22 protein-coding genes are annotated in these 23,199 nt (G+C 73.2%); 14 read left to right on the forward strand and 8 right to left on the reverse strand.

The window, feature by feature from the left end:
- Nucleotides 1–4: 4 nt before the first annotated feature.
- Both ABD297_RS12605 and ABD297_RS12610 read right to left on the reverse strand, forming a co-directional pair.
- Entirely contained in the window at nt 5–991 is a 987-nt protein-coding gene (locus ABD297_RS12605) for a sugar phosphate isomerase/epimerase family protein (protein ID WP_344255293.1), read from the reverse strand.
- A 45-nt stretch (nt 992–1,036) separates the two neighbouring features.
- Nucleotides 1,037–2,218 (reverse strand): Gfo/Idh/MocA family protein, encoded by a 1,182-nt coding sequence (locus ABD297_RS12610; RefSeq protein WP_344255294.1) that lies wholly within the window; start codon nt 2,216–2,218, stop codon nt 1,037–1,039.
- A gap of 152 nt (nt 2,219–2,370) precedes the next feature.
- Between ABD297_RS12610 and ABD297_RS12615 the strand changes: the two genes are divergently transcribed.
- Both ABD297_RS12615 and ABD297_RS12620 read left to right on the forward strand, forming a co-directional pair.
- Entirely contained in the window at nt 2,371–3,483 is a 1,113-nt protein-coding gene (locus tag ABD297_RS12615) for a LacI family DNA-binding transcriptional regulator (protein ID WP_344255295.1), read from the forward strand.
- 37 nt (nt 3,484–3,520) lie between these two features.
- Nucleotides 3,521–4,177, forward strand: coding sequence for a VOC family protein (locus ABD297_RS12620; protein ID WP_344255296.1), 657 nt, complete (start codon nt 3,521–3,523; stop codon nt 4,175–4,177).
- 25 nt (nt 4,178–4,202) lie between these two features.
- Here the strand turns inward: ABD297_RS12620 and ABD297_RS12625 are convergent, their stop codons facing one another.
- A complete protein-coding gene (locus ABD297_RS12625) occupies nt 4,203–4,994 on the reverse strand; it encodes an alpha/beta fold hydrolase (RefSeq protein ID WP_344255297.1) in 792 nt (263 codons plus the stop codon).
- On the reverse strand, nt 4,991–6,016 hold the full coding sequence (locus tag ABD297_RS12630; protein WP_344255298.1) for a LacI family DNA-binding transcriptional regulator: 1,026 nt from the start codon (nt 6,014–6,016) through the stop codon (nt 4,991–4,993). Before ABD297_RS12630 ends, ABD297_RS12625 begins: the two co-directional genes overlap by 4 nt.
- Before the next feature lie 117 nt (nt 6,017–6,133).
- Between ABD297_RS12630 and ABD297_RS12635 the strand changes: the two genes are divergently transcribed.
- A complete protein-coding gene (locus ABD297_RS12635) occupies nt 6,134–7,165 on the forward strand; it encodes a Gfo/Idh/MocA family oxidoreductase (RefSeq protein ID WP_344255299.1) in 1,032 nt (343 codons plus the stop codon).
- A complete protein-coding gene (locus tag ABD297_RS12640; RefSeq protein ID WP_344255300.1) occupies nt 7,162–7,956 on the forward strand; it encodes a TIM barrel protein in 795 nt (264 codons plus the stop codon). The genes ABD297_RS12635 and ABD297_RS12640 overlap by 4 nt, the downstream gene beginning before the upstream one ends.
- A 143-nt stretch (nt 7,957–8,099) precedes the next feature.
- On the opposite strand, the gene ABD297_RS12645 is transcribed toward ABD297_RS12640, so the two are convergent.
- Together ABD297_RS12645 and ABD297_RS12650 are read right to left on the reverse strand one after the other, a co-directional pair.
- On the reverse strand, nt 8,100–8,951 hold the full coding sequence (locus ABD297_RS12645) for an SCO6745 family protein (RefSeq protein ID WP_344255301.1): 852 nt from the start codon (nt 8,949–8,951) through the stop codon (nt 8,100–8,102).
- A 23-nt stretch (nt 8,952–8,974) separates the two neighbouring features.
- Entirely contained in the window at nt 8,975–9,511 is a 537-nt protein-coding gene (locus ABD297_RS12650; RefSeq protein ID WP_344255302.1) for a MarR family winged helix-turn-helix transcriptional regulator, read from the reverse strand.
- A gap of 26 nt (nt 9,512–9,537) precedes the next feature.
- Here ABD297_RS12650 and ABD297_RS12655 point away from each other — a divergent pair, with 26 nt between their 5' ends.
- Nucleotides 9,538–11,352 carry a chloride channel protein gene (locus ABD297_RS12655; RefSeq protein WP_344255303.1) on the forward strand — a complete coding sequence of 605 codons (1,815 nt, stop codon included), beginning with the start codon at nt 9,538–9,540 and terminating at the stop codon, nt 11,350–11,352.
- 10 nt (nt 11,353–11,362) lie between these two features.
- Here ABD297_RS12655 and ABD297_RS12660 read toward each other — a convergent pair whose 3' ends face one another.
- Together ABD297_RS12660 and ABD297_RS12665 are read right to left on the reverse strand one after the other, a co-directional pair.
- The gene (locus ABD297_RS12660; protein WP_344255304.1) at nt 11,363–12,097 is read right to left on the reverse strand and encodes a sulfite exporter TauE/SafE family protein; all 735 of its coding nucleotides are present in this window, start codon (nt 12,095–12,097) and stop codon (nt 11,363–11,365) included.
- Nucleotides 12,098–12,216: 119 nt separating this feature from the next.
- Nucleotides 12,217–13,854, reverse strand: coding sequence for an LCP family protein (locus ABD297_RS12665; RefSeq protein WP_344255305.1), 1,638 nt, complete (start codon nt 13,852–13,854; stop codon nt 12,217–12,219).
- A gap of 175 nt (nt 13,855–14,029) precedes the next feature.
- Here ABD297_RS12665 and ABD297_RS12670 point away from each other — a divergent pair, with 175 nt between their 5' ends.
- From ABD297_RS12670 to ABD297_RS12710, 9 genes are all read left to right on the forward strand, one after another.
- On the forward strand, nt 14,030–15,397 hold the full coding sequence (locus tag ABD297_RS12670) for a dihydrolipoyl dehydrogenase family protein (protein ID WP_344255307.1): 1,368 nt from the start codon (nt 14,030–14,032) through the stop codon (nt 15,395–15,397).
- 176 nt (nt 15,398–15,573) lie between these two features.
- Nucleotides 15,574–16,431, forward strand: a complete 858-nt coding sequence (locus ABD297_RS12675) for an HAD family hydrolase (protein WP_344255308.1) — start codon at nt 15,574–15,576, stop codon at nt 16,429–16,431.
- Between the two features lie 29 nt (nt 16,432–16,460).
- The gene (locus tag ABD297_RS12680) at nt 16,461–17,423 is read left to right on the forward strand and encodes a hypothetical protein (RefSeq protein WP_344255309.1); all 963 of its coding nucleotides are present in this window, start codon (nt 16,461–16,463) and stop codon (nt 17,421–17,423) included.
- Nucleotides 17,424–17,479: 56 nt separating this feature from the next.
- Entirely contained in the window at nt 17,480–17,920 is a 441-nt protein-coding gene (locus ABD297_RS12685) for a YciI family protein (protein ID WP_344255310.1), read from the forward strand.
- A gap of 100 nt (nt 17,921–18,020) precedes the next feature.
- Complete coding sequence (locus ABD297_RS12690) at nt 18,021–19,316, forward strand: RNA polymerase sigma factor (RefSeq protein ID WP_344255312.1); 1,296 nt, start codon at nt 18,021–18,023, stop codon at nt 19,314–19,316.
- Between the two features lie 86 nt (nt 19,317–19,402).
- Complete coding sequence (locus tag ABD297_RS12695; protein WP_344255313.1) at nt 19,403–20,236, forward strand: uracil-DNA glycosylase family protein; 834 nt, start codon at nt 19,403–19,405, stop codon at nt 20,234–20,236.
- Nucleotides 20,221–21,600 carry an amidohydrolase family protein gene (locus tag ABD297_RS12700; protein ID WP_344255314.1) on the forward strand — a complete coding sequence of 460 codons (1,380 nt, stop codon included), beginning with the start codon at nt 20,221–20,223 and terminating at the stop codon, nt 21,598–21,600. Before ABD297_RS12695 ends, ABD297_RS12700 begins: the two co-directional genes overlap by 16 nt.
- Nucleotides 21,601–21,659: 59 nt before the next feature.
- A complete protein-coding gene (locus ABD297_RS12705) occupies nt 21,660–22,397 on the forward strand; it encodes a phosphotransferase (protein ID WP_344255315.1) in 738 nt (245 codons plus the stop codon).
- A gap of 79 nt (nt 22,398–22,476) precedes the next feature.
- Entirely contained in the window at nt 22,477–23,103 is a 627-nt protein-coding gene (locus ABD297_RS12710; RefSeq protein WP_344255316.1) for a hypothetical protein, read from the forward strand.
- Nucleotides 23,104–23,199 lie beyond the last annotated feature (96 nt).

The raw sequence follows: 23,199 nt of genomic DNA on the forward strand, positions 1-23,199 counted from the left end.
GCGATCAGATGCCCTTCTCGGCCTCGATGAGGGTGTTGGCTGCGAAGCGCAGGCCCTCGAGCTGGTCGAGCTCCTGGTCCTCGTGCTCGATGTTGACCGGCAGGTCGGGGTCGACCTTGTGCAGCGCGCGGAGGAACTCGGTCCAGTAGGCGGTGTCGTGGCCGCGGCCGACGGCGACGAAGTCCCACGACGGGCTCTTCGGCCAGCCGCTCAGGGTCGTGCCACCACCGAGCGGGAGGTAGCCCTTCTCGCCCTCGGCGACACGGTAGAAGCTGTCGTCGATGACGCCGTTGACCTTGGCGGCCTCGTTGATGCGGGTGTCCTTGGCTGCGGCCACGTAGACGAGCTCGCCGAGGTCTGCGACCGCGAGCACGGGGTCGATGCCCTGCCAGAAGAGGTGACTGGGGTCCATCTCGGCGCCGACGTGCGTCGCGTTCGTCTCCTCGACGAGACGGTGGAGCGTGCGGGGGTTGAAGACGATGTTGCCCGGGTGCATCTCGATGGCGACGCGCACGTCGGCCGCGGCGGCGCGGGCCTGGACGTCCTTCCAGTAGGGCACGGCGACGCTCCACTGGTGGTCCTGCACGTCGAGGAACGGGCTCCACCAGGGGAGCGGGTTCCACACGGGGACAGAGGTGCCCGGCTCGCCACCGGGGGCGCCCGACATCGTGATGACGCGCTTGACGCCGAGGAGCGCGGCGAGCTCGATGGAGTCGATAAGGTCCTGCGAGTGCGGGAAGCCGGCGGCCGGGTGCAGCGGGTTGCCGTTGCAGTTGAGGGCGGTCAGGGTCAGTCCGCGCGAGCTGAACTCGCCGAGGTAGTCCTGTCGGGCCTGCTCGCTCGCGCGGAGGTCGTCGACCGGCAGGTGGATGGGCGGCAGGAAGCCGCCGGAGTTGATCTCGACACTCGTCAGGCCGAGGCCCTTGATGAGGTCGAGGGCCTCGGGGAGGGTCTTGTCGGCGAGGCAGGCGTTGTAGGCACCGAGCTGCATTGGTCGTTCCTTCGTCTTCCGGAGGTGGTTGGGGTGGTGGGGGACTCAGCTGAGCGGGATGGTGGCGCCGCCGGCTGCGGCAGAGCGCGCGACGGCGTCGATGACGGTGAGGTCGCGCACGCCGTCGTCGAAGGCGGCGACCTTCGGCAGGCCACCCTCGATGCCGGCGACCTGCTCGAGGAAGGCCCGCGCCTGGTAGCCGAAGAGGTCGCCGACGCCGTAGGAGCAGCCGGGGAAGTCCATCGGCAGGCCGCCCTTGACGTAGGGGTGCGCCGGCCCGGCGAGCACCTGGTTGTAGCCGTCCAGGCCGTCACCGCGCAGCTGCCGGATGACGGAGAACTCGGCCGGCCGGTCCATGTCCCACTTCGCGGCGCCGTGCTCGGCCATGAGGTCGAAGGCGAGCGAGTTCGCGTGGCCGGGGGCGATGCGCGAGATGGAGAACGTGCCGACGGCGCCGGACGCGAAGTGGGCCGTGAAGGTCGCCACGTCGTCGTTCTCGACGGGCTCGCGCACGTCGGACAGCTCGGCTTTGGCGTGGCCGTAGGTCGTGCCGAGCGGAACGGCGCGCTCGGTGACCTTCGTCGTGAAGGCCCCGCCGCTGACGGAGGTCATCGGGCCGCAGACGAACTCGGCGAGGTCTATGAGGTGGCTGCCGATGTCGGCGAGGGCGCCGGTGCCGGGACCGCCCTTGTAGCGCCAGGCCATCGGGGTCTCGGCGCTGCGGGCGTAGTCGCACCAGTAGCGCCCGTTGAAGTGCGAGACCTCGCCGAGCTCGCCGACCACGAGGTCGCGGATGGCGGCGACGGCCGGTTGGCGCCGGTAGACGAAGCCGACCCCGCTGACGAAATCGGGGTGGGCCTCGGCGGTGGCGACCATGGCGCGGGCGTCCTCGAGGCTCGCGGCCAGCGGCTTCTCGCAGAGCACGTGCTTGCCGGCGGCGAGCAGCGCCTCGACGATCTCGCGGTGCAGGTGGTTGGCGACGACGACGCTGACGACCTGGACGTCGTCGGCGTCGAGCAGCTCGCGCCAGTCGGTGCCGTGCCGCTCGTAGCCGTAGCGGCCGGCCGCGTCCTTTGCGACGGCCTCGTTCGCGTCGACGACGGCGGCATACCGGATGCGCGGCAGCGGCGGGTCGAACAGCGTCGGGGCGGTGCGGTAGCCGGCGCAGTGTGCGCGGCCCGCCATGCCGGCGCCGATGACGGCGACGCCGATGGGTGACTCGGTCATGGGATGTGCCTCTCTGGACATCTCGGTCAGGGTCGGAGCCAGGCTTTAAAGCGCTTTAAGGCTACGATGGCACCAGTGTGCGGAGCCCGTCCCGCCCCTGTCAACACTTTGTCCTGACAAAGTGTCGTGAGCTCGTCGAACCAAGGAGTCGTATGCCGTCCCGTCCCTCGCGTCCCCGCCTCGAGGACGTCGCTGCGCGGGCCCGGGTCAGCACGGCCTCGGTGTCTCTCGTCCTGCGCGGCCGGCCCGGCCCCAGCGCCGCGACGAGGGAGGCGGTGCTCGAGGCGGCGCGCGACCTCGGCTACCGCGCCGACCGCACGGCGAGCCTGCTCGCCCGCCGTCGCACGCAGCTGCTCGGGGTGACGATGGACGTCCGCAGCAGCTTCCACGCCGAGCTCCTCGAGGACCTCCAGGCCGCCGCCGACGAGCGCGGCTACGACATCGTCGTCAGCCCCCTGACGCGCACCCGCGACGAGCGTCGAGCCGTCGAGTCGCTCCTGGACTTCCGCTGCGAGGCGCTGCTCCTGCTCGGTCCGCGCCTGACCGACCCCGAGCTGGCGGCTCTCGCCGAGGAGCACCACGTCGTCGCCATCGGCCGCCGCGCCCAGGCCGCCGGGGTCGACGTCGTGCGCGCGGCCGACGACGTCGGCGTCGGCCTCGCCGTCGAGCACCTCGCCGGGCTCGGCCACCGCGACATCGCCTACGTCGACGGCCCGCGCGGACCCATCGCCACGGTCCGCCGCCAGGGCTACCGCCGCGCCCTGAAGCGACTCGGGCTCGTCGACCACGCGCTCGTCGTCGAGGGCGGGGGTGACGAGGAGGCCGGCTCCGCCGCCGCCCACCTCCTCCACCCGCTCCAACCGTCGAGAGGCCACGATGTGCCCCCTCCGGACCGTCGAGAGGCCACGGGTGGCCCATCGCGTATGCCGTCCGCGGTCGTCGCGTTCAACGACCGCGTCGCCCTCGGCCTGCTCGACCGCCTCCGCCGCGACGGGGTCGCCGTCCCCGGGGACGTCGCGGTGGTCGGCTACGACGACAGCCCCATCGCGCGACTCGCCACGGTCGACCTCACGAGCGTCAGCCAGGCCCCCGAGGCCATGGCCGTCGCAGCGATCGAGGCTGCGACCCAACGCCTCGATGACGGGCGCACGCATGCCGTCGACGTCGTCCTCGAGCCCCACCTCGTCGTGCGCGGCACCACGTCGCCACCACCCCGCGACGGAGCGTCGACGACGAGCGGCTCACGCGGCATACGCCTGCGGTGACGCGCGCGTCGTCGGTGCCCGGGGCTACGGTCGGGCCATGGCCGACAAGCTCTCCCGCCAGGCGGCGTCCGATGCCCTGCCCCAGTGGCGGTTCCTGCTCCAGCGCATGCACCTCACCGTCCGGGCGCCCGACACCGCATCGGCGTTCGCCTTCGTCGCGCGCGTGGGCGAGCTGACGGCGGCACGCGGTCGCGGTCCCGACCTCGACGTGCGCGGGGACGTCGTGCATCTGGCCGTGTCGACCCCGTCCGTGGGCGGCGTCACCGACGACGACGTCGCCCTGGCGCGCGACGTGGACGCCCTGGTCGCGGAGCTGGGCCTGCCCTCCGAGCCGGGCACGCTGACAGTCGTCGAGATCGCGATCGACGCGATGAACATCGACGCGGTCCGGCCCTTCTGGGACGCCGTGCTCGGCTGGGACGTCGTCGCCCGCGACGACCTCCAGGACCCGCTGCGGCTCGGCCCGGCGGTGTGGTTCCAGCAGATGGACGAGCCACGGCCGCAGCGCAACCGGATCCACCTCGACGTCACCGTCGCCCATGACGAGGCGCCCGGCCGCATCGAGCGGGCCCTCGCCGCGGGCGGCTGGCTCGTCTCCGACGACAGGGCCCCCGCCTTCTGGATCCTCGCCGACGCCGAGGGCAACGAGGCCTGCATCTGCACGTGGCAGGGTCGCGACCCCCTCCCGGGATGACAGAGCGGCGCCATCCGCCCGTCCCTCAACGGGCTCGCGTGGCGTCCTCTGCAGCGAGCGCCACGAGGTCGGCGACCTCGTCCGGGTGGGTGAACAGGTTGTTGTGCGAGCCGCCCAGCAGCGACGTGCGCACGCTCGGCGCACGACGGGCCGAGAGGGCCAGCAGGTCGAGCCACTCGACCGGCATGAAGGCGTCGTGCACGCCCGTCGTGACGGTGACGGGCACCGGCAGGTGCGCGATCCGCTGCTCCGGCGCGTCCCTCAGTCCCGAGTGCAGCATCGCGACGATCCCCGCGCGCCCGCGGTACAGCTCGGCCGGGTCGACCTCGTCCGGCTGGTCCTCGCGGTAGGCGAGGGGCGTGGCCCGGGCCAGTCGCCACACGTGGCGCTGCTCGGGCGCGAAGGTCGCGCCGGCGAGCACGACCGAGAAGGCGCGTCGGTGGGCGCTCAGGGCCAGCCCGGCCGTCAGGGCCGCCTGGGCCCCGGTGGAGTGGCCGAGCAGCACGACCGGGCGGTCCGCCGCCACGGTCTCGACCCAGCGCGCCGCGGTGAGCCCGATGGCGTGGATGGTGGGTCGGGTCGGCCACGGGCGGTCCGAGCCGAAGCCGGGCAGGTCGAGCACGGCGGCGTCGAGCCCCCGAGCGACGAGCGCCCGTGCGGTCGGCAGTGTGTAGAAGGGCAGTCCAAGACCGGGCACGATGACCACGAGCGGCTCTGTGCTGGAACGTTGTTCGCCGACCGTCAGAGAGCGCACGACACGGCCGCGCACCGGCGTGAGGTGCTCGAGCAGGTCGACCCCGATCTCGCGGCCCCTCATGAGGACGCTCTCCCCGTGAGGGGCGCCGTGCTGGAGCGCACGACGAGCTCGGGCGCGATGACGGTGTGCGCCGGGGTGCCTGCGGCAACCGGGTCGCCGTCGAGCCGGTCGGCCAGCGAGCGCACCGCCGCGGCGCCGAGACGGGCGGCGTCCTGGCGCACCGTGGTCAGGGCCACGTGCGGGTACCCAGCCTCGGTGATGTCGTCGAAGCCCACGACCGACACGTCGCCGGGCACGCGCAGGCCGGCCTGCCGGGCGACGTCGACGAACCCGATGGCGCACCGGTCGTTGAAGGCGGTCACGGCGGTGGGGCGCTCGTCGGCCCCCAGCTCGACGAAGGCGCGGGCCGCGGCGGCGCCCTCGAGCTCGGTCAGGCCACCGGGCAGGACGACCTCGGTCAGCGCGGGGGAGTGGCGCATGGCCGAGCGGTAGCCCCGTCGCCGCTCGGTCGCCCCTGCCGTGCGGCCACCGTCGAGCAGGGCGATGCGGGTGTGACCGAGGCCCCGCAGGTGCTCGACGGCGAGGCGCAGCCCGGCGGTGTCGTCGGTGCGGACGACGCCGATCTCGTCGCCGGTCGCCGGGCGCAGGACGCTCACGACGGGCAGGCGTGCGGCAAGCCGGGTGAGCTGCGCCGTGGACTGGCTGCTGCCGAGCAGGACGATGCCCTCGCACCGCTCGGCGAGGAGGGTCTCGACCGCAGCCTCCTCCGACCGTGAGGGTGTGACGCCGCTCAGCACGAGCTCGTAGGCGGCCGCGTCCGCGTGCGTGTAGAGGCTCTCGAGGAGGTCGCCGTGGAAGGCGTGCCCGACGCTGAAGGTGACGCCCAACGTCCGGGTGCGGCTGCTCCCGAGCCGGCTCGCCCGGGTGTCGGGGCGGTAGTCGAGCTCGCGCGCCGCGGCGAGGACGCGCTCCCGGGTGGCGTCGGAGGCTCCCGCGACGCCGCGGAAGACGATCGACACGAGGGCACGCGAGACGCCCGCCCGTGCGGCGACGTGCTCCATCGTGACCTTCTCGCGTCCCACGCCGCGACTCTAGAGCGCTCCACAAGATTCGGCCAAGCCCTTGACGCGCGTCGCGCCGAGCGGCTTCACTGGAGCCAGCACTAGAGCGCTCTAGTCCAGATCTGCGAAGGAGCAGTCATGACGCGCACCGACCCCGTCCGGTTCGGGCTCATCGGAGCCGGACGCATCGGCACCCACCACGCCACGACCTTGGCGCGCCGCCTCGGTGAGGCCGAGCTCGTCGCCGTCGCCGACGTCCAGGCTGCGGCCGCCGAACGCCTCGGCGGCCAGCTCGGCGTCGAGTGGCTCACCGACCCGCAGGCCCTCATCGACGACCCGCGCATCGAGGCCGTGGCGATCACGTGCGCGAGCACGGCCCACGCCGACCTCGTCGTCGCCGCGGCCGAGGCCGGCAAGGCCGTCTTCGTCGAGAAGCCGATGGCGATGACCCTGGCCGACGCGGACCGCGCCATCGCCGCGACCCGGGCTGCCGGCACACCCCTGCAGGTCGGCTTCAACCGGCGCTTCGCCCGCGACTTCGCCACGGCCCACGAGACCGTCGCGGCCGGCGGCATCGGGACGCCGCAGCTGCTGCGCTCGGTGACCCGCGACCCCGGACTCGCCAACCCGGCCGGCGTGCCGCCGTGGACGATCTTCACCCAGACGCTGATCCACGACTTCGACGCCCTCAACTGGTTCAACGCCGGTGCGAGCGCCGTCGAGGTCTCCGTCATGGCCGACGCCCTCGTCGCGCCCGACTTCAAGGACGCCGGCCTGCTCGACACCGCGGTGGTCACGATCCGCTACGACAACGGCGCCATCGCCGTCGCCGAGGCCAGCTTCTCCGCCGCCTACGGCTACGACGTGCGGGCCGAGGTCTTCGGGTCGGCGGGCATGGTCACGGCCGGTAGCCCCGCGCACCTCAGCACCGCGCACTGGAGGGCCGCCGGGGTCTCCAGCCCGACGGCTCGCGCCGACACCGACCTCTTCACCGATGCGTATGCCGGCGAGCTCGCCGCGTTCTGCGCCGCCGTCCGTGAAGGCACCCCGACGCAGGTCGGCGGCGAGGACGCGCGTGCCGCGCTCCGGGTCGCGCTGGCCTGCATCGAGGCCGTCGAGACCGGCACCACCGTCGCCGTGCGCGACACCGACCGGGCGGGTGTCGCATGACGACGACCCCGTTCACGCTCGCCGTCAGCGCCGAGATGACCTACCTCGGCCTGCCCGTCGTCGAGCGGGTCCGCCGCATCCACGAGCAGGGCTTCCAGGTCGAGATCTGGGACTGGACCCGTCATGACATCGACGCCCTCGTGTCCCTGCGTGAGGAGGGCGTCGTCTACTCCTCGATGACCGGCTACGTGCGCGGACGCCTCTCCGACGCCGAGGGTGCCGACGAGCTGCTCGCCACCGCGGCCGAGTCCGTGCCGGTGGCCCAGCGGCTGGGCATCCCGCGGCTCAACCTGCACGGCACGGGCCTCGACGACCGGGGCCTGCCCGTGCGGCCCGAGCCGGTCGCGACCGGCCCGATGTGGCTGACCGCCCAGCACACCCTGGGCCGGATCGCCGCGCTGGGCGAGCGCGAGGGCGTGATGTTCGTGCTCGAGAACCTCAACACCGCGGTGGACCACCCGGGCGTCCCCTTCGCGACCGCGGCGGACTGTCTCGCCCTCGTGGCGGCCGTCGACAGTCCGCACCTGAAGCTGATGCTCGACCTCTACCACGCGCAGATCGGCGAGGGGAACCTCATCGAGCTGTGCCGGCGCGCGCTGCCCCACATCGGGGAGATCCAGGTCGCCGACGTGCCGGGGCGCCGCGAGCCGGGCACCGGTGAGATCGCCTATCCCGCGGTCGCGCGAGCGCTCGCGGAGATGGGGTATGCCGGCCCGGTCGGTCTCGAGGGATGGGCCTCCGGAGACGACGACCTCGCTCTCAAGCGGTTCCGCGACGCCTTCACCCTCTGAGCGCTGCCGATTCGAGGTGATCCCGCCACCGGCACGGGTGGCGACATCACCTCGAATGCGCCCGAGCGGTAGCCCGTTCGAGGTGATCCCGACACTGACGCGGGTGGCGACATCACCTCGAATCGGCGGAGGGTGCTGACCGGTCAGCCGCGGGTGCTGACCCAGTCCGGGAGGATGCCGCTCGCGAGGGCCGCCGTCCGCAACGGTGCGGCGAGCTCGGCCACCCGGCACGTGCCGTCGAGCCCGAGGTGCGCCCAGCCCTCGAGCGCCATCCGGTCGGTCTCGCGCTCGAGGTCCTTGCGGAAGGCGAGGCCCTCGTCGGTGAGCGAGTCGCCGTCGACGAGGCCCCGCTCGCCGAGCCGCGCGGTCGCCTCGGCCCACTCCTCGTCGCTCCAGCCGCGACTCGCCCGCATGAAGCCGGTGTTGCCGGCGAAGAGCCCGCCGATGACGATCGACTCCACCGGGTCGAGGCCGGCACGGAGCAGTGCGGCGACGTGTCCGTCGCCCCGGTGCTCGCGGATCAGGGTCGCGGCGTGCCAGAGCGCGAGGCGCGGCTCGTCGGGCCACGCGAGCCCGGCGTGGGCGGCATACAACGGGCGGCCGGGCGCCGTCAGGCCGGCGCAGACGGTGCGGGCGAGCTCGAGCAGCTCGCTGACGTCGGTGTCGCCGACGACGCGGTCGAGGACGACGGCCATGCCGTCGCGGCGGGCCTGCTGCACCTGCGCCGGGCTCGCCACCGACCATGCGGCGGGGAGGGCCTTGGCGTGCAACCAGGGTGCGAAGACGTAGAAGGTGGCGGTCGGCACCTCGGGCCCGACGGCGCCGAACGCCGCCGACCGGGCCGCGAAGTAGCTGAGGCGCGGGTGGAGGCCGAGGGCGACGTAGGCATCGCGTACGTCGTCGGCGAAGTAGCCCAGCACGTGGAGCGTCTCGAGACCACCCCACGCCCGGCGTGAGGCGCGGATCAGCTCGAGGTCGTCGGTCGGGTCAGCCATGACTGCACCCTACGGAACGGCGCTCACCAGCCGAGCCGGGTGGCCGCGTCGGCGAGTGCCTCCGGCTCGTCGGCCGCGGCGCTGAAGGCGACGAGCGCCTCGACCAGGGTGTGCCGCTGCGAGGCGGGCATGGCCTCGACGATGGCCCGGATGGCGGCCCGTCGGCGCTCGGTCACCTCGGTCACGAGGGTGCGCCCGGCGTCGGTCAGTGCGATGACCACTTCACGCCGGTCCTGCGCGTTCTCGGTGCGCGCGACGAAGCCGGCCGCGATGAGCCGGTCCACCGAGCGCAGCGCCGTCGACGGGCCGACGGCGAGCCGGGTCGCGAGCTGGTTGAGGCGGGTCGGGCCATGCGCCTGCAGCACGACGAGCGTGCGGAACTGGCTGAGCGTGACGGTGCCCTCGACCTCGGACAGGGACCGCGCCGAGACGCCGACGAGGACGCGCGAGCCGGTCAGGAGGGCGGTCACGAGGTCGTCGGTCCCGCCGTCGTCGCCGACCCGGTCGCCGGCCGGCCCGTCGTGGGGGTCGCCGTCGCGAGTTCGCCTCTGTGCTGTCATCATGCAATTATTGCACCATGCAATCCATGGCGCCAGACCCGACGATCGCCTCCTCCTCGACGCTCCGCCAGGCCGGTTCGTCGGGCTGGGCGCCGTCCGAGGTGTGGCGCCGGACGGTCGTCGGGCTGCGCACCTCCGGGACCGGCCTGCTCGTCATGGCCCTCGTCGTCGGCGCGGGGGCGGCCGGCTTCGCCGTCCTGTTCCGCTGGCTGATCCAGACCTTCACGATGCTCTTCACCGGCCACGCGGACTATGCGGCCTCGCCCGGCGCCGCCAACCCGCACCTGCCCGGCCTCGGCCGGTGGTTCGTGCTCCTGACGCCCGTCGCGGCAGGCCTGCTCTACGGCCCCCTCGTCCACTTCTTCGCCCGCGAGGCGCGCGGGCACGGCGTGCCGGAGGTCATGTATGCCGTCGCGCGCCGGGGCGGTCGCATCGCTCCCCAGGTGGCCGCGGTCAAGGCGCTCGCCTCCGCCCTGTGCATCGGCGGTGGCGGCTCCGTCGGGCGCGAGGGGCCCATCGTCCAGATCGGTTCGGCGCTGGGATCCACGGCCGGGCGGTGGGTCAGGCTGCCCGAGTCGCGCCTGCGGGTGCTCGTCGCGTGCGGGGCCGCGGCCGGGATCAGCGCCACCTTCAACGCACCCCTCGCGGGCGTCTTCTTCGCGATGGAGCTCATCCTCGCCGACTTCACCGCGCAGGCCTTCGGCATGGTCGTGCTGGCGTCGGTCGCGTCGAGCGTCATCGCGCGGTCCGTGCTCGGCGACACCCCGTTCCTCGCCCTGCCGTCCTTCGAGGTCGGTCACCCGGCGGAGTACCTGCTGTTCGCCGTGCTCGGGGTCCTCGCCGGCGGAGCCGGCGTCCTCTTCACCCGGGTGCTCTACGCCATCGAGGACCTCTGCGACGCGATCTGGCGCGGCCCCGAGTGGCTGCGGCCCGCTGTTGGTGGCCTGCTCCTCGGTGGCGTGCTGCTGCTCCTGCCGCAGATGTACGGCGTCGGCTACCCCGTGCTCGGCCACGCGGTGGCCGGTGGCTACGCCATCGCCTTCCTGCTCGTCCTGCTGGTCGGCAAGATGGTGGCCACGAGCCTCACCATCGGGATCGGCGGCTCGGGCGGGGTCTTCGCGCCGAGCCTGTTCATCGGCGCGATGCTCGGCGCCGCCTTCGGCGAGGTCGCCCACCTCGTCGTCCCGTCGGTCGCCGGACCGGTCGGTGTCTACGGCCTCATCGGCATGGGCGCGGTCTTCGCCGGCGCCGCGCGGGCGCCGATCACGGGGGTCATCATCCTCTTCGAGCTGACGGGCGAGTACACGATCATCCTGCCGCTCATGCTGGCGATCGTCCTGGCCACGGGGATCAGCCACCGGCTCAGCCCCGACACGATCTACACGCTCAAGCTGCGCCGTCGCGGCGTCGACCTCGGCCTGCCGTCCGAGACCGTCGGTGGTCACCCGGTCCGCCTGGTGCGCGACGTCATGACACCGGTGCCCGCCCCCGTCGCGAGCACCTCGTCGCTGGTCGAGGTGGCTGCGGCGCTCGCCGGGACGCCCTTCGGGGTGCTCCCCGTCGTCGACCCCGACGGGGCGCCCCTCGGCGTGGTGTCGGCGCGCACCGTGTCCGACGCGCTCGCGGACGGCCGGCACGACGCTGCTGCGGCGAGTCTCGTGGCGGAGGTGCCGACCACGGTTGCCGCCGACGAGCCCCTGGGCGCGGCTGCAGAGGCGTTGTCCCGCAACGGGATCGATGCCGCGCCGGTCGTGGACGAGGGTGGGACGGTGGTCGGTTGGATCGACTACCGCGCCCTGCTGCTCGCGGAGAGCAAGGGAGCCACCCCGGCGGTCGCGTGACCGGCGGCGCTCAACGCACGACGAGCGCCAGGGCCGAGACCACGGTCGCCGCGAGCACCGCCTGGTCGAAGCGGGTCTGGCTCAGGCGTCGCGCCGTGTGCAGCCCGACCCAGGTCCCCACGAGCACGAGCGGCGCGAGCAGCGCCGTGCGCCAGAGTGTCCCGGCCCCGAAGAGTCCCAGCCCGAGGCTGAAGGGCACCTTGCAGAGGTTGACGCCGAAGAAGAACAGGGCGCTCGTGCCGAGGAACCGGCGCTTCTCGACGCCCTGCGCGACGAGGTAGAGCGTCATGACGGGGCCGGCGGCATTCGCGGTCATCGTGGCGAAGCCGGCCGCGGCGCCGGTGCCGATGGCGGCCGCCCGGGACGAGCCGACCCGCGTGGTGTCGGGGGAGCGCCACGTCAGGAAGAGCTGCAGCGCCGCGAGGACGAGCAGCAGCCCGCCGATGGCCCGGCGGAGCGTCGTGTCGTCGACCCAGGCGAGGAAGAGCGCGCCGAGGGCGAGGCCGGGCAGGACGGCCGGGATGAGGCGCTTCAGCAGCCCGAGGTCGGCGTCCCGCCGGTAGTGCCACACGGCGACGACGTCGCCGACGAGGAGCAGCAGCAGGATCGCGGCGGTCGACTCCTTGGTCGGCAGCACCAGGGCGAAGATCGCGATGGCGATGCTCCCCACGCCGCCGATCGCGGTCTTGGCGAAACCGACGAGCAGCGCGGCGACACCGAGCAGCACCAGCGTCGTGACCGTCATGGAGTCGCAGCGTAGGCGCTCGGTCACGGCTACGGTCCGGCCGTCCGCGCCAGCGCCTCCGCCGCTGGGCGGCGCCTCCGTCGCCCAGCGGCGGGCGGACGGTCGCTACATCCGCCGACTCACTTGACGCAGGGGATGCCGCCTCCGGAGAGGTCGGTCAGCGCGGTGGGCGGGGGCCCGGCGCGGCCGCCTCCCACCGCCGAGACCGCGGTGGCGGGCGGGGGCGCAGGAGCCGTGGTGGCCGATCCCGACGCTGCCGACGCCGCGGCCCCAGCGGGGAGCGTGAAGCCGTCGCCGACGCGCACGATGAGCGAGCCCGCCGGTGTCGAGGCCCGCTCGCGGATCTGGATCCCGCCGAGGAACGTCGCGAGCGACTGCGCGGCGGCGGAGTCACCGGGCGCGTAGTCGACGACGGAGCTCACCCGGCGGATCCCGGTGGACGTGAGTCCCTGGCGGTAGCCCTTGGCGACGGCAGCGCGCAGGACCAGCCGCGCCTGACCGGAGACGCCCGACTCGTTGATGACGTCGACCTTGCGGTCGGGCGTCGCGGCCGAGCCCGTGGAGGCCGAGGGGCGCGGGGTCGCGGAGGCGGCCGGCGCGTTGCCCGTGGTGAGGATGGCGTGCACGGTGCTGCGGATCACTGGGACGTCGACGAAGTTGACCGACTGGCCCAGGGGGTCGAAGCCGAAGCGCTGGACCGGGAGCGTGAAGAAGTGCAGGTTGCCGCCCGAGATCGCCGAGGCGTCACGCGCGAGGCCGATCGGGTCGAGGCCGGCATCGATCGCCGTGTTCTGCTTCGCGACGTTGATCAGGCTCGAGATGGTCCCCGGGTTGATGAAGGTGTCGGCCTGCTTCAGCTGGTGGAAGAGCGAGGCGATGAAGGCCTGCTGGCGGCGGGACCGGTCGAGGTCGGTGAACTGGAGGTCGGGGTGCACCGTGTCGCGCCGCTGGCGCACGAAGGCCACCGCCTGTGAGGCGTTGATCTCCTGCAGGCCGGCGTGGAAGTTCGCTCCCGAGAACTTGTCCTGCGTGTTCTCCTTGACGCAGACCTGGATCGGCTGGACGTTCTGGGCGATCTGGTAGAAGGCCGCCATCGTCACCTCGACGAAGTGGTCGATCGGCACACCGCCCAGGAACTGTCGCACCGTGGCGATCTCCGTCTTGCGGCCCGCCTCGCGCGCCTGCTGGTTCGCCGCATGACCCTTCACGCCCTGCTTGGCCAGGCGACGCTGCTCCTGGTCGTAGGCGAGCCCGTAGGCCTCCTTGATCTTGCCCTTGCACTCGCCGTCCGGGCAGCCGACGAAGTCGACGTAGTCGTCGCGCGGGATCGAGATGGCCGTCGCGCGGCCGCCGTCGCCGGGGATGTGCACGAGCATGAGCACGTTGGCGTTGAGGCCGCCGTGGCTCGCGTCCCCGGTGTGCAGCGCCGCGTACATTGTCTGGGGGAGCGGGTCGCCGTTCTCGTCGAGCCGGCTGTCGAGCCCCATGACCAGCAGGTTCGTGTCACCGTGCGACGACTGCGTGGTGCCCGCCAAGGCGGACGAGCGCCGGATGCCCGAGTCGAGCAGGTGGTACTGGAAGGCCCCGTAGCCGCCGAGGGCGACGACGAGGGCCGCCACGATGCCGAGGACCCACCACCGCCGGCGGCGGCGCGGGCGCGCCGCGTCGGACGTGGCCCGGACGGGTCCTTCGGGTCGCACGGGTCCGTCGGGACCCCCGGGCGGTGGGCCTGGGTGGCCGTCGGCGCTGCTGGTCACTGCTCGTCCTCCGGTGTCGTGCGCGTCGGTAGCGCGACGTCCCGCACGATCTCGTGCGCGACCACGTCCAAAGGATCGAGGATCGCTCCTGGATCTGGGCGTTCGCTGGGAGTTCACTGGTCGCACACCTCGGCCGGCCCTTTCCTCTGCGCCGCCGAACGGACAGGCTGTCCCCATGGCCACCGACAGCAACCACACGTTCGACGTCATCGTCATCGGGCTCGGGCCGGGAGGTGAGCACGTCGCCGGCAGCCTCGCCGAGCGTGGCCTGAGGGTGCTCGGGGTCGACCGCGGCCTGGTCGGCGGCGAGTGCCCCTACTGGGGGTGCATCCCGTCGAAGATGATGATCCGGGCCGCCGACGCGCTCGCCGAGGCGCGGCGCGTCGAGGGCCTCGCCGGCTCGGTCGGGGAGGTCTCGCCCGACTGGTCGGTCGTCGCGAAGCGCATCCGTGACGAGGCCACCGACAACTGGGACGACCGGGTCGCCGTCGACCGACTCACCGGCAAGGGCGCCACCTTCGTGCGCGGCACCGGTCGCATCGCCGGACCCGGGCGGGTCGACGTCGACGGCACCGCCTACACGGCGACGAAGGGCATCGTCGTCAACACCGGCACGACCGCCGCCGTGCCGCCCGTCGAAGGTCTGCGCGACACGCCCTACTGGACCAACCACGAGATCATCGAGGCCACCGAGCTGCCCGCCTCGCTCATCGTCCTGGGCGGGGGCGCCATCGGCTGCGAGCTCAGCCAGGTCATGGCCCGCTTCGGTGTCGAGGTGACGGTCGTCGAGGCCGCCGACCGCATCCTCGCGCTCGAGGAGCCCGAGGCGTCCGCCGCACTGCACAAGGCGCTCGAGGCAGACGGCATCACGGTGCGCCAGGGCGTCGGTGCCGACAAGGTCGCCCACGACGGTTCGGCCTTCACCGTCACCCTCGCCGACGGCTCGACGCTGAGCGCCGAGCGCCTGCTCGTCGCTGCAGGCCGCCGCGCCGACCCTGCCGCCGTCGGGCTCGACACCGTCGGCGTCGCCCAGGACTCGCGCACCGCCCCCGTCGACGACCGCTGCCGTGTCAGCGACGGGGTGTGGGCCGTCGGCGACATCACCGGCAAGGGCGCCTTCACGCACGTGTCGATGTACCAGGCCGGCGTCGTCATCCGTGACGTCCTCGGGGACGACGGCCCGCCGGCGGAGTATGCCGCCCTCCCGCGCGTCACCTTCACCGACCCCGAGGTCGGTGCCGTCGGGATGACCGAGGCCCAGGCCCGCGAGAGGCTCGGCAACGTCCAGGTCGGCCTCACGCCGCTCGGCGAGACGACCCGGGGCTGGATCGCCAGGGCGGACGGGCTCATCAAGGTCGTCGCCGACGCCGACCGGGGTGTCCTCGTGGGCGCCACGACGATGGGCCCCGCCGGCGGAGAGGTGCTCGGCGCGCTGGCCGTCGCCGTGCACGGCGAGGTCCCGATCGAGCGGCTGACGTCGATGATCTACGCCTACCCGACCCTGCACCGCGGCATCGAGGACGCGCTCGGCCGGCTCGCCTGACCTTCGACCCCTCGTCTGCATGGTCGGTCGCCCGCGGCTCATCAGGTGGCGTTGCCCAGCGGTGGGACGACCGACGGTCGTCCGCCGGGTGGCCGGCGGGCGTCGGCTCCGTGTCGCGCCGGCGACGACCGTCCGGGCCTGCATGGGCGGCCCGAGCCGGACGATACGGTGAGCGCATGGCACAGCGACTGCTCGCCCTCGACCTCGACGGCACGACCCTCAACCACATGGGCGAGCTCTCCGACCGCGTCCGTGACGCCGTGCAGGCGCTGCCCGAGGACGTCGCCGTCGTCATCGCGACGGGCCGCTCGATCATCGCGACGACCCCGATCCTCGAGGCGCTCGGCCTGCGTGAGGGCTACGCGATCTGCTCCAACGGCGCCCTGACCCTTCGTCTGGACCCTGCTGCGGCAGAGGGATACTCGATCATCGACATGGTGACCTTCGACCCGCGGGCGGTGCTCGAGAAGATGCGCGTCGCCCTCCCGGACGCGCTCATCGCCGTCGAGGAGCCGGGCGTCGGCTTCAAGGTGAGCAAGCACTTCCCGGACGGCGAGCTCATGGGCCACTCCCGTGAGGTCGAGTGGGACGAGCTCATCGCCCACCCCGTCACGCGCGTCACGCTGCGCCAGCCCGAGGCCACGGCCGAGGAGTTCATGGAGCTCGTCGAGCGCGCCGGCCTGCACGGCGTGTCGTATGCCGTCGGCTGGTCCGCGTGGCTCGACATCAACCCCGAGGGCGTGTCCAAGGCGAGCGCCCTCGAGCTCGTCCGTCGTCAGCTGCGCGTCGAGCCGATCCACACCGTCGCGTGCGGCGACCAGCGCAACGACCTCGAGATGCTGCACTGGGCCGCCTGGGGCGTGGCCATGGGCAACGCGCCCGACCAGGTCAAGGCGGTCGCCGACGAGGTCGCGGGTCACGTCGACGACGACGGGCTCGCCCCCGTCCTCGAGGCCGTGGCGCAGGCCGCCATCGACGGTGTCCCCTTCCGGGACGGTGTCGAGTCGGCCGCGACGGTCCGGCTCGAGCTCTAGGCCGCGCGGCAGGACGGCAGGTCGCCCGCGTGCCCATCGTCTTCGTCCACGGCGTCGCCGTCCGCGACGAGGACGCCGGGCTGGCCCGGGCGAGCCGGGCCTTCGGCGAGGTGCCCTGGTCGGTCGTCGAGGCGCAGCTGCGCGAGCACGTGGCGCCGGCGATCTCCGACGACCCCGGCGGCGTGCCCGTCATGCGGATCTACTGGGGTGACCTCGGGGCGCACTTCGCCTTCGGCGGCCGCTCGCTCGTCTCACGTCCCCACGGTCTGCCGGAGGTCGCCGACCGGGTCGGCGACGCGGTCGCCGCCACGACGGACGCCGCCGCCACGACGGACGCCGCCGCCACGACCGACGTCGAGGCGGACGAGGTCGCCGAGGTCCCACAGTCGCGCCGGCTCAGCCGGCTCCGGGACGCCGCCACCTCGCTGCGGCGGCCGCTCGAGGACTTCGTGCCCGTCTTCCTCGGCGACGTCCTGACCTACGTCTCGACGCGGGGCACCGCCGACGCACCCGGCCCGATCATCGAGCGAGTCCTGGCCGGGCTCGACGCCGCCGCGTTCGCCGCCGAGAGCAGGGGTGAGCCGCTCGTCGTGCTCACCCACAGCATGGGCTGCCAGATCGTCTACGACCTCGTCACCCACTTCCTGCCCCGCATGCCGGAGCACCGCGGCATCCGCATCGACTACTGGTGCGCGGCCGCGTCCCAGGTCGGACTCTTCGAGGAGCTCGGGCTGTTCCTCGAGAGCGCACCCGACCGCGGCGCCGGGCCCACGGCATACCCTCCCTCCGAGCACCTCGGCGGCTGGTGGAACGTCTGGGACCACGCCGACCTGCTGAGCTTCCGTGCCGAGGGGATCGTCGAGGGCGTCGACGACTCGGCGTACTTCGCCGCGGGGAGCCTCGCGACCGACCACTACCGCTACCTGGCGAGAGCCGACTTCTACCGAACCCTGGCGGCGCGTGTCGAGAGCTGGCTGTCCCGTTCGACGTAGGGAGTGAGGAGGGACCACAGGCCCTCGCGAGACCCACACCCACGGAGGAGACCACCATGCGTTTCATGATCATCGTCCACGCCACCCCGGAGACCGAGCAGGGCACCACCGGCACCGAGCAGCAGTTCGCCGACATGCAGGCCTACAACGAGGAGATGCTGAGGGCCGGGGTCTTCGTCGACGGCCAGGGCCTGCACCCCACGGCGAAGGGGGCGCACGTCAGCTTCGAGAACGGTGAGTGGGTCGTCACCGACGGGCCGTTCGCCGAGTCCAAGGAGCTCGTGGCCGGCTTCACCATCATCGACGTCAGCTCCCGCGAGGAGGCCATCGAGTGGCTCAGGAAGTGGCCGGTCTCGTGCGCGCCCGCCCCGGGGCAGGCGCTCGAGCTGCGCCAGGTCCTCGCCGCCGAGGACTTCGGTGACGCCTACACGCCCGAGCTGCGTGAGCGCGAGGAGCAGATGCGCGCCGATGCCGCCCGCGCCGCCGCCCGCGGCTGACCCGCACCCCACCGAGCAGTCGCCGACCACGTCGGCTGCAACCGCAGGGGTCGCCGACTTCTCGGTGTGTTGCCGGGGACGGCCGTGCCAGAGTGTCGGGGTGTCAACCACCCCCGACCACGGCCGCACCTCAGACGACGTCCGGCGCACCCTCGAGGCCGTCTGGCGCATCGAGGCCGCCAAGGTGACGGCCGTCGTCGCCCGCGTCGTGGGCGACGTCGGGCTGGCCGAGGACCTCGCGCAGGACGCCTTCGTCCAGGCGCTCGAGCAGTGGCCCCGCAACGGCATCCCGGACAAGCCCGGCGCGTGGCTCACGTCGACCGCCCGCCGTCGGGCCATCGACCGCATCCGACGCGACGTCAACCTCGCGAGCAAGCTGCAGCAGGTCGGACACCTGGAGGAGCTGAGAGTGGCCGAGCTGGCGGAGGGCGACTTCGACGCGGCGCTGGAGGACATCGACGACGACGTCCTCGGCCTCGTCTTCGCCGCCTGCCATCCGGCGTTGACCGCCCAGGCCCGGATCTCGTTGACGCTCAGGATGATCGGCGGTCTCACGACTCGCGAGATCGCTCGAGCCTTCCTCACGACCGAGTCGACCGTCGCCCAGCGCATCTCGCGCGCCAAGAGGACATTGAGCCAGGACGGCATCACCGTCGAGATCCCCTCCGGCGCCGAGCTCGCCCCGCGCCTCGCCTCGGTGCTCGAGGTCGTCTACCTCATCTTCAACGAGGGGTATGCCGCGACGTCGGGTCGCGACTGGGTGCGCGGCGAACTCATGGAGGAGGCGATCCGGCTGGGCCGCGTCCTCGCGGCCCTGGCGCCCTCGGAGCCCGAGGTCCACGGCCTGCTGGCGCTCATGGAGATCCAGGCCTCGCGCACCCGTGCCCGCATCGGGCACGACGGCGAGCCGGTGCTGCTGCTCGACCAGGACCGGACCCGGTGGGACTGGGCGCTGATCCGGCACGCGCTCGTCGCCCTCGACCGCGCCGTGTCCCTCCTCGACGCGGCGCAGGTCCCCGCCGGTCCCTACGTGCTGCAGGCGGCGATCGCGGCCTGCCACGCCCGCGCCCACACCGCCGACGCGACCGACTGGGGCCGCATCGTCACGCTCTACGCGCAGCTCGGTGCCATCCGGCCGTCGCCGGTCATCGACCTCAACCGGGCCGTCGCGCTCTCCTACGCCGACGGACCGGACGCCGCGCTCGAGGTCGTCGACGGGCTCGTCGCCGCGGGCGCGCTCGGCGGCTACCACCTGCTGCCCAGCGTCCGCGGCGACCTGCTCGCCCGACTGGGCCGTGACGACGAGGCACGCGCCGAGTTCGCCCGCGCGGCAACGATGACCGACAACGACGCGGAGAAGGCGCTCCTCCTGCGCCGGGCGGCGGGCGGCGACTGACCGGTTCCACCGACGCGGCCCATGTATCAGGACTACCGTCGAACCACCCTGCACTGACAAGGCCGTCGATCAGGTGGAGGTCAGCCATGGCCGTGGTGCACCAGAGCTGTGTCGGTTACGGCGCCGAGCCGTTCGCCTCCCTCGTCGCCGGCTACCCGGACGACGACGTCTACCCGCCGGGGGACTTCCGCACCGAGTGGGGGCCGATCTTCCACCGCGGACGCCTCGACGGCAGCGCCCGGGTGCTCGTCCTCGGGCAGGATCCCGCGACGCACGAAGCGATCTCGCGGCGCATCCTCGTCGGCGAGGCCGGCCAGCGCGTCCAGGGGCTGCTCGCCAAGGTCGGTGTCGACACGGCATACGTCATGGTCAACGTCTACCTCTACAGCGTGTTCGGGCAGGCCGCGGGCAGCCGGCACGCGAAGGACGCGCTCATCGCCGACTACCGGAACCGCTGGCTCGACGCGCTCCTCGTCGGCACTGGCGTCACCGCCGTGCTGACGCTCGGCGACCTCGCCGCCACCGCCTATGCGCAGTGGGTCAAGGTGCAGCCCGCGGCGGCTGCGTCGCTGCACCTCGTCGCGGTCCGGCACCCCACGTACCCGGAGGGATTCGCGCGCGCCTCGGGCAAACCGCTCGCCGAGACGACGGCCGCGCTGCTCGCGAACTGGAACGAGCACCTGCCCGACCTCGCGTCGCACGTGACGCCCGAGGGGCCGACGAACCTCACGCCGTATGCCGCCACCTGGGGTCCCACCGACCTCGCGCCGATCCCCGAGGCCGACCTCCCACCCGGCGCGCCCGGCTGGTGGCGCGGCGTCGACGCGTGGGCGACCCGCGACGGAGCCGACGCCCAGACCAAGCGAGCGACGATCAGCGTCGTCGTCCCGAAGGGGGACCGCACATGGCCGGCACTGTGAGGCACGGGGACGCGAGCTCCTTCGACGAGGCATATGCCCGGGGCATCACCGAGGAGCTCCCCGAGCCGCCCCGCCGCACCCGCGCCCTGCCGCCGGCGCCCTTCGCGCTGCACGGAGCCGTCATCACGCCCGACGGCGCGTGGTCGAGCGGCTACGTCATCGTGGCGGCCGGCCTGGTCGACCGGGTCTCGCAGCAACTCCCGACCGATGTGACGGTGCTCGAGACCGACGGCGTCATCCTGCCCGGGCTGCTCGACCTGCACGGGCACCCGGAGTTCAACGTCTTCGCGGCCTGGGAGCCGCCGAAGCTCTACGACAACCGCTACGCGTGGCGTCGCTCCAAGCCCTACCAGTCCCTGGTCCGCGACCCGCAGAACACGCTGCTGACCCAGGTGCCACCGAAGACCCAGACCCGCTACGCCGAGGTGCGGGCCCTCGTCGGCGGCGTCACCGGCATCCAGGGTGCGTCCGGGGCGAGCAGCGCCTCGTCCGAGCCGCTCGTGCGCAACATCGACCAGTGGGCCTTCGGCGCGCACCGGGCCCGGTCGATGATCGACCTGCCGTCGGGCTCGTTCGGGCTGCCGAGCTTCGAGGCCGTCATGACGCGCATCGCCGCCGGGGACGTCACTGCGTTCTACCTCCACCTCTCCGAGGGGCGACGCGGAGATGCCCTGAGCGCCAAGGAGTTCCAGCACTTCCTCGACCTCGGCGGAGCGACCCCGGCGACGAACATCATCCACGGGACCGCGCTCACCGCCGACGACCTGCACACCGTGGCAGGCCTCGGCTGCCGGCTCGTCTGGTCCCCGCAGTCCAACCTGCGCCTCTACGGCGAGACGACGCTGGCCGGCGAGGCGATGGCGGCCGGGATGCCGGTCGCCCTCGGCGCCGACTGGCTGCCGTCCGGGTCGACGAGCCTGCTGGCGGAGATGAAGGTCGCCCGTCGCGAGCTGGCCCTCCAGGGCCACCCCGTCGCCGCGGCCGACCTCGTCGCCATGGTGACCTCGGTCGCTGCGCGCGTGGCGGGGCTCGACGAGCACCTCGGCTCCCTCGCCGAGGGGCGACCCGCCGACCTCGTCGTGCTCGAGCGGCACCACACCGACCCCTACGAGAACGTCTGCCTCGCCGACCCGTCCTGGGTCGACCTCGTCTGCATCGGGGGCGACGTCACCTACGCGAGGGGCGACTGGTTCGAGCAGCTCTCCGGGGCCGCGACGGGCACGACCATCGAGGACCTCATCGCCTGGGGCAAGCCGATGCGGCTCGACACCGGCTTCCAGGGCGGCACCGACGTGCCGTCCCTGACGGCCGTCCGCACGGCGCTCACCACCGCCTACCCGGCAGTGGGCCCGATCTTCGCGTGACGGCATACGGCCTCGAAAACCATTGCGGCACGGGCCGCTCCGTGGGCCAGACTGACGGCGTGGACGAGGTCGAGGTGGTGGTGGCGCACAGCGAGCGCGCGACCCTGCGCGTCGGGGGGATCTTCCTCAAGGTCGATGCCGACGCCGACCGGCTCGACCGCGAGGTCGCGGCGATGGCCCTCGCGCCGGTGCCGACCGCCGAGGTGCTGTGGCGGCGGCCGCCCGTCCTGGCGCTGGCCGCTCTTCGAGGCGCCGCGCTGGGTCGCCTCGGTCGCCCGTCGACCGCCTCCGCACAGGCCTGGGTCGCTGCGGGAGCGGCCGTGCGCGCGCTGCACGACGCGCCGGTCCCACCGTGGACGGGAGCGAGCCTCGAGGACAGGGCGACCAGCCTCGCCGACGAGTGCGCCGGGCTGCTCGCCGAGGACGTGCTGCCCGACGGCCTCGTCAGGCGCAACCGCGAGGTCGCCGAGGTCGCGCTGCGGGACTGGACCCCCGTCTTCGTGCACGGCGACCTCCAGGTGGCGCACGTCTTCGTCGACGGCGACACGGTCACCGGTGTCCTCGACTGGTCCGAGGCCGGCGCCGGCGACGCGATGTACGACCTCGCCACGCTGACCCTCGGCCATCCGGAGCACCTCGACGACGTCGTCGCGGGCTACGGCGGCGGCGTCGACCTCGACGTCGTGCGCGGCTGGTGGTCGCAGCGCAGCCTGACGGCGATCCGCTGGCTCGTCGAGCACGGCTTCGACCCCGCCGCGCCGGGGTGCGAGATCGACGTGCTGCGCGCCCAGGCCTGACTCGGCATCGGTCCCGCCCGAACATGATCCGAACACGACTCGCACCGTGGCTTCACCCGGGTGCGCGAACGTAGGGGTCATGAACACCGACACGCGCCGGACGACCGGCCTCAAGCGCACCTCGACCGCCCTCGGCGGCGCCGTCCTGCTCCTCGGCAGCCTCACCCTCGGTGCCTGCTCCAAGACCGACTCCACAGCCGCCGCCGCCAGCGCGATCGGCTCCCAGTCCCAGCAGGCAGCCGGTGACAGCGACACCGTCGACCTCGTGAACGCCGCCCTCGTGACACCGGCGGCCGACACCACCCCCACCACGCCGCCCGGCGCCTCCGGTCAGCGCGACAAGGACGACCGCAAGGGTCTGCGAGCCCGCCTGCTCCGCGCCCTGCACGGCACCTGGGTCACCGAGAGCAAGAGCGGGCCCGTCACGCACCAGGCCGTGCGCGGCGAGGTCACCGCCGTCACCGCCACCTCGATCACCGTCAAGGCCAAGGACGGCTTCACGCTCACCTACTCCGTCGGCACCGACACCAAGGTGCGCGAGCGGTCCCAGGGCAAGGGCGTCGACTCGACCATCGGCGCGGTCAAGGTCGGCGCCAAGGCCCTCGTCACCGGCGTCGGCGCGACGAACCCGACGGCCCGACTCGTCGTCTTCAAGATCATGACGTCCCGGCCCGCCGCCTCACCCTCCCCAAGCGCGACGAGCTGAGGCACCGCCCGACCGGAGACGGGCCGGGAGGGCGGCACACGAGGGAGGCGCCCCGCACCCAGCGGAGCGCCTCCCTCCTGACGTCGCCACACGGCA

The organism is Terrabacter carboxydivorans (assembly GCF_039532035.1).
Taxonomy (GTDB): domain Bacteria; phylum Actinomycetota; class Actinomycetes; order Actinomycetales; family Dermatophilaceae; genus Terrabacter; species Terrabacter carboxydivorans.

Coding starts and splice junctions, on each gene's coding strand:
- ABD297_RS12645 (WP_344255301.1), bottom strand. CDS start 8,951: ATGGCTGACCCGACCGACGACCTCGAGCTGATCCGCGCCTCACGCCGG.
- ABD297_RS12670 (WP_344255307.1), top strand. CDS start 14,030: ATGGCCACCGACAGCAACCACACGTTCGACGTCATCGTCATCGGGCTC.
- ABD297_RS12620 (WP_344255296.1), top strand. CDS start 3,521: ATGGCCGACAAGCTCTCCCGCCAGGCGGCGTCCGATGCCCTGCCCCAG.
- ABD297_RS12700 (WP_344255314.1), top strand. CDS start 20,221: ATGGCCGGCACTGTGAGGCACGGGGACGCGAGCTCCTTCGACGAGGCA.
- ABD297_RS12615 (WP_344255295.1), top strand. CDS start 2,371: ATGCCGTCCCGTCCCTCGCGTCCCCGCCTCGAGGACGTCGCTGCGCGG.
- ABD297_RS12655 (WP_344255303.1), top strand. CDS start 9,538: ATGGCGCCAGACCCGACGATCGCCTCCTCCTCGACGCTCCGCCAGGCC.
- ABD297_RS12710 (WP_344255316.1), top strand. CDS start 22,477: ATGAACACCGACACGCGCCGGACGACCGGCCTCAAGCGCACCTCGACC.
- ABD297_RS12695 (WP_344255313.1), top strand. CDS start 19,403: ATGGCCGTGGTGCACCAGAGCTGTGTCGGTTACGGCGCCGAGCCGTTC.
- ABD297_RS12675 (WP_344255308.1), top strand. CDS start 15,574: ATGGCACAGCGACTGCTCGCCCTCGACCTCGACGGCACGACCCTCAAC.
- ABD297_RS12640 (WP_344255300.1), top strand. CDS start 7,162: ATGACGACGACCCCGTTCACGCTCGCCGTCAGCGCCGAGATGACCTAC.
- ABD297_RS12685 (WP_344255310.1), top strand. CDS start 17,480: ATGCGTTTCATGATCATCGTCCACGCCACCCCGGAGACCGAGCAGGGC.
- ABD297_RS12625 (WP_344255297.1), bottom strand. CDS start 4,994: ATGAGGGGCCGCGAGATCGGGGTCGACCTGCTCGAGCACCTCACGCCG.
- ABD297_RS12605 (WP_344255293.1), bottom strand. CDS start 991: ATGCAGCTCGGTGCCTACAACGCCTGCCTCGCCGACAAGACCCTCCCC.
- ABD297_RS12635 (WP_344255299.1), top strand. CDS start 6,134: ATGACGCGCACCGACCCCGTCCGGTTCGGGCTCATCGGAGCCGGACGC.
- ABD297_RS12650 (WP_344255302.1), bottom strand. CDS start 9,511: ATGACAGCACAGAGGCGAACTCGCGACGGCGACCCCCACGACGGGCCG.
- ABD297_RS12660 (WP_344255304.1), bottom strand. CDS start 12,097: ATGACGGTCACGACGCTGGTGCTGCTCGGTGTCGCCGCGCTGCTCGTC.
- ABD297_RS12610 (WP_344255294.1), bottom strand. CDS start 2,218: ATGACCGAGTCACCCATCGGCGTCGCCGTCATCGGCGCCGGCATGGCG.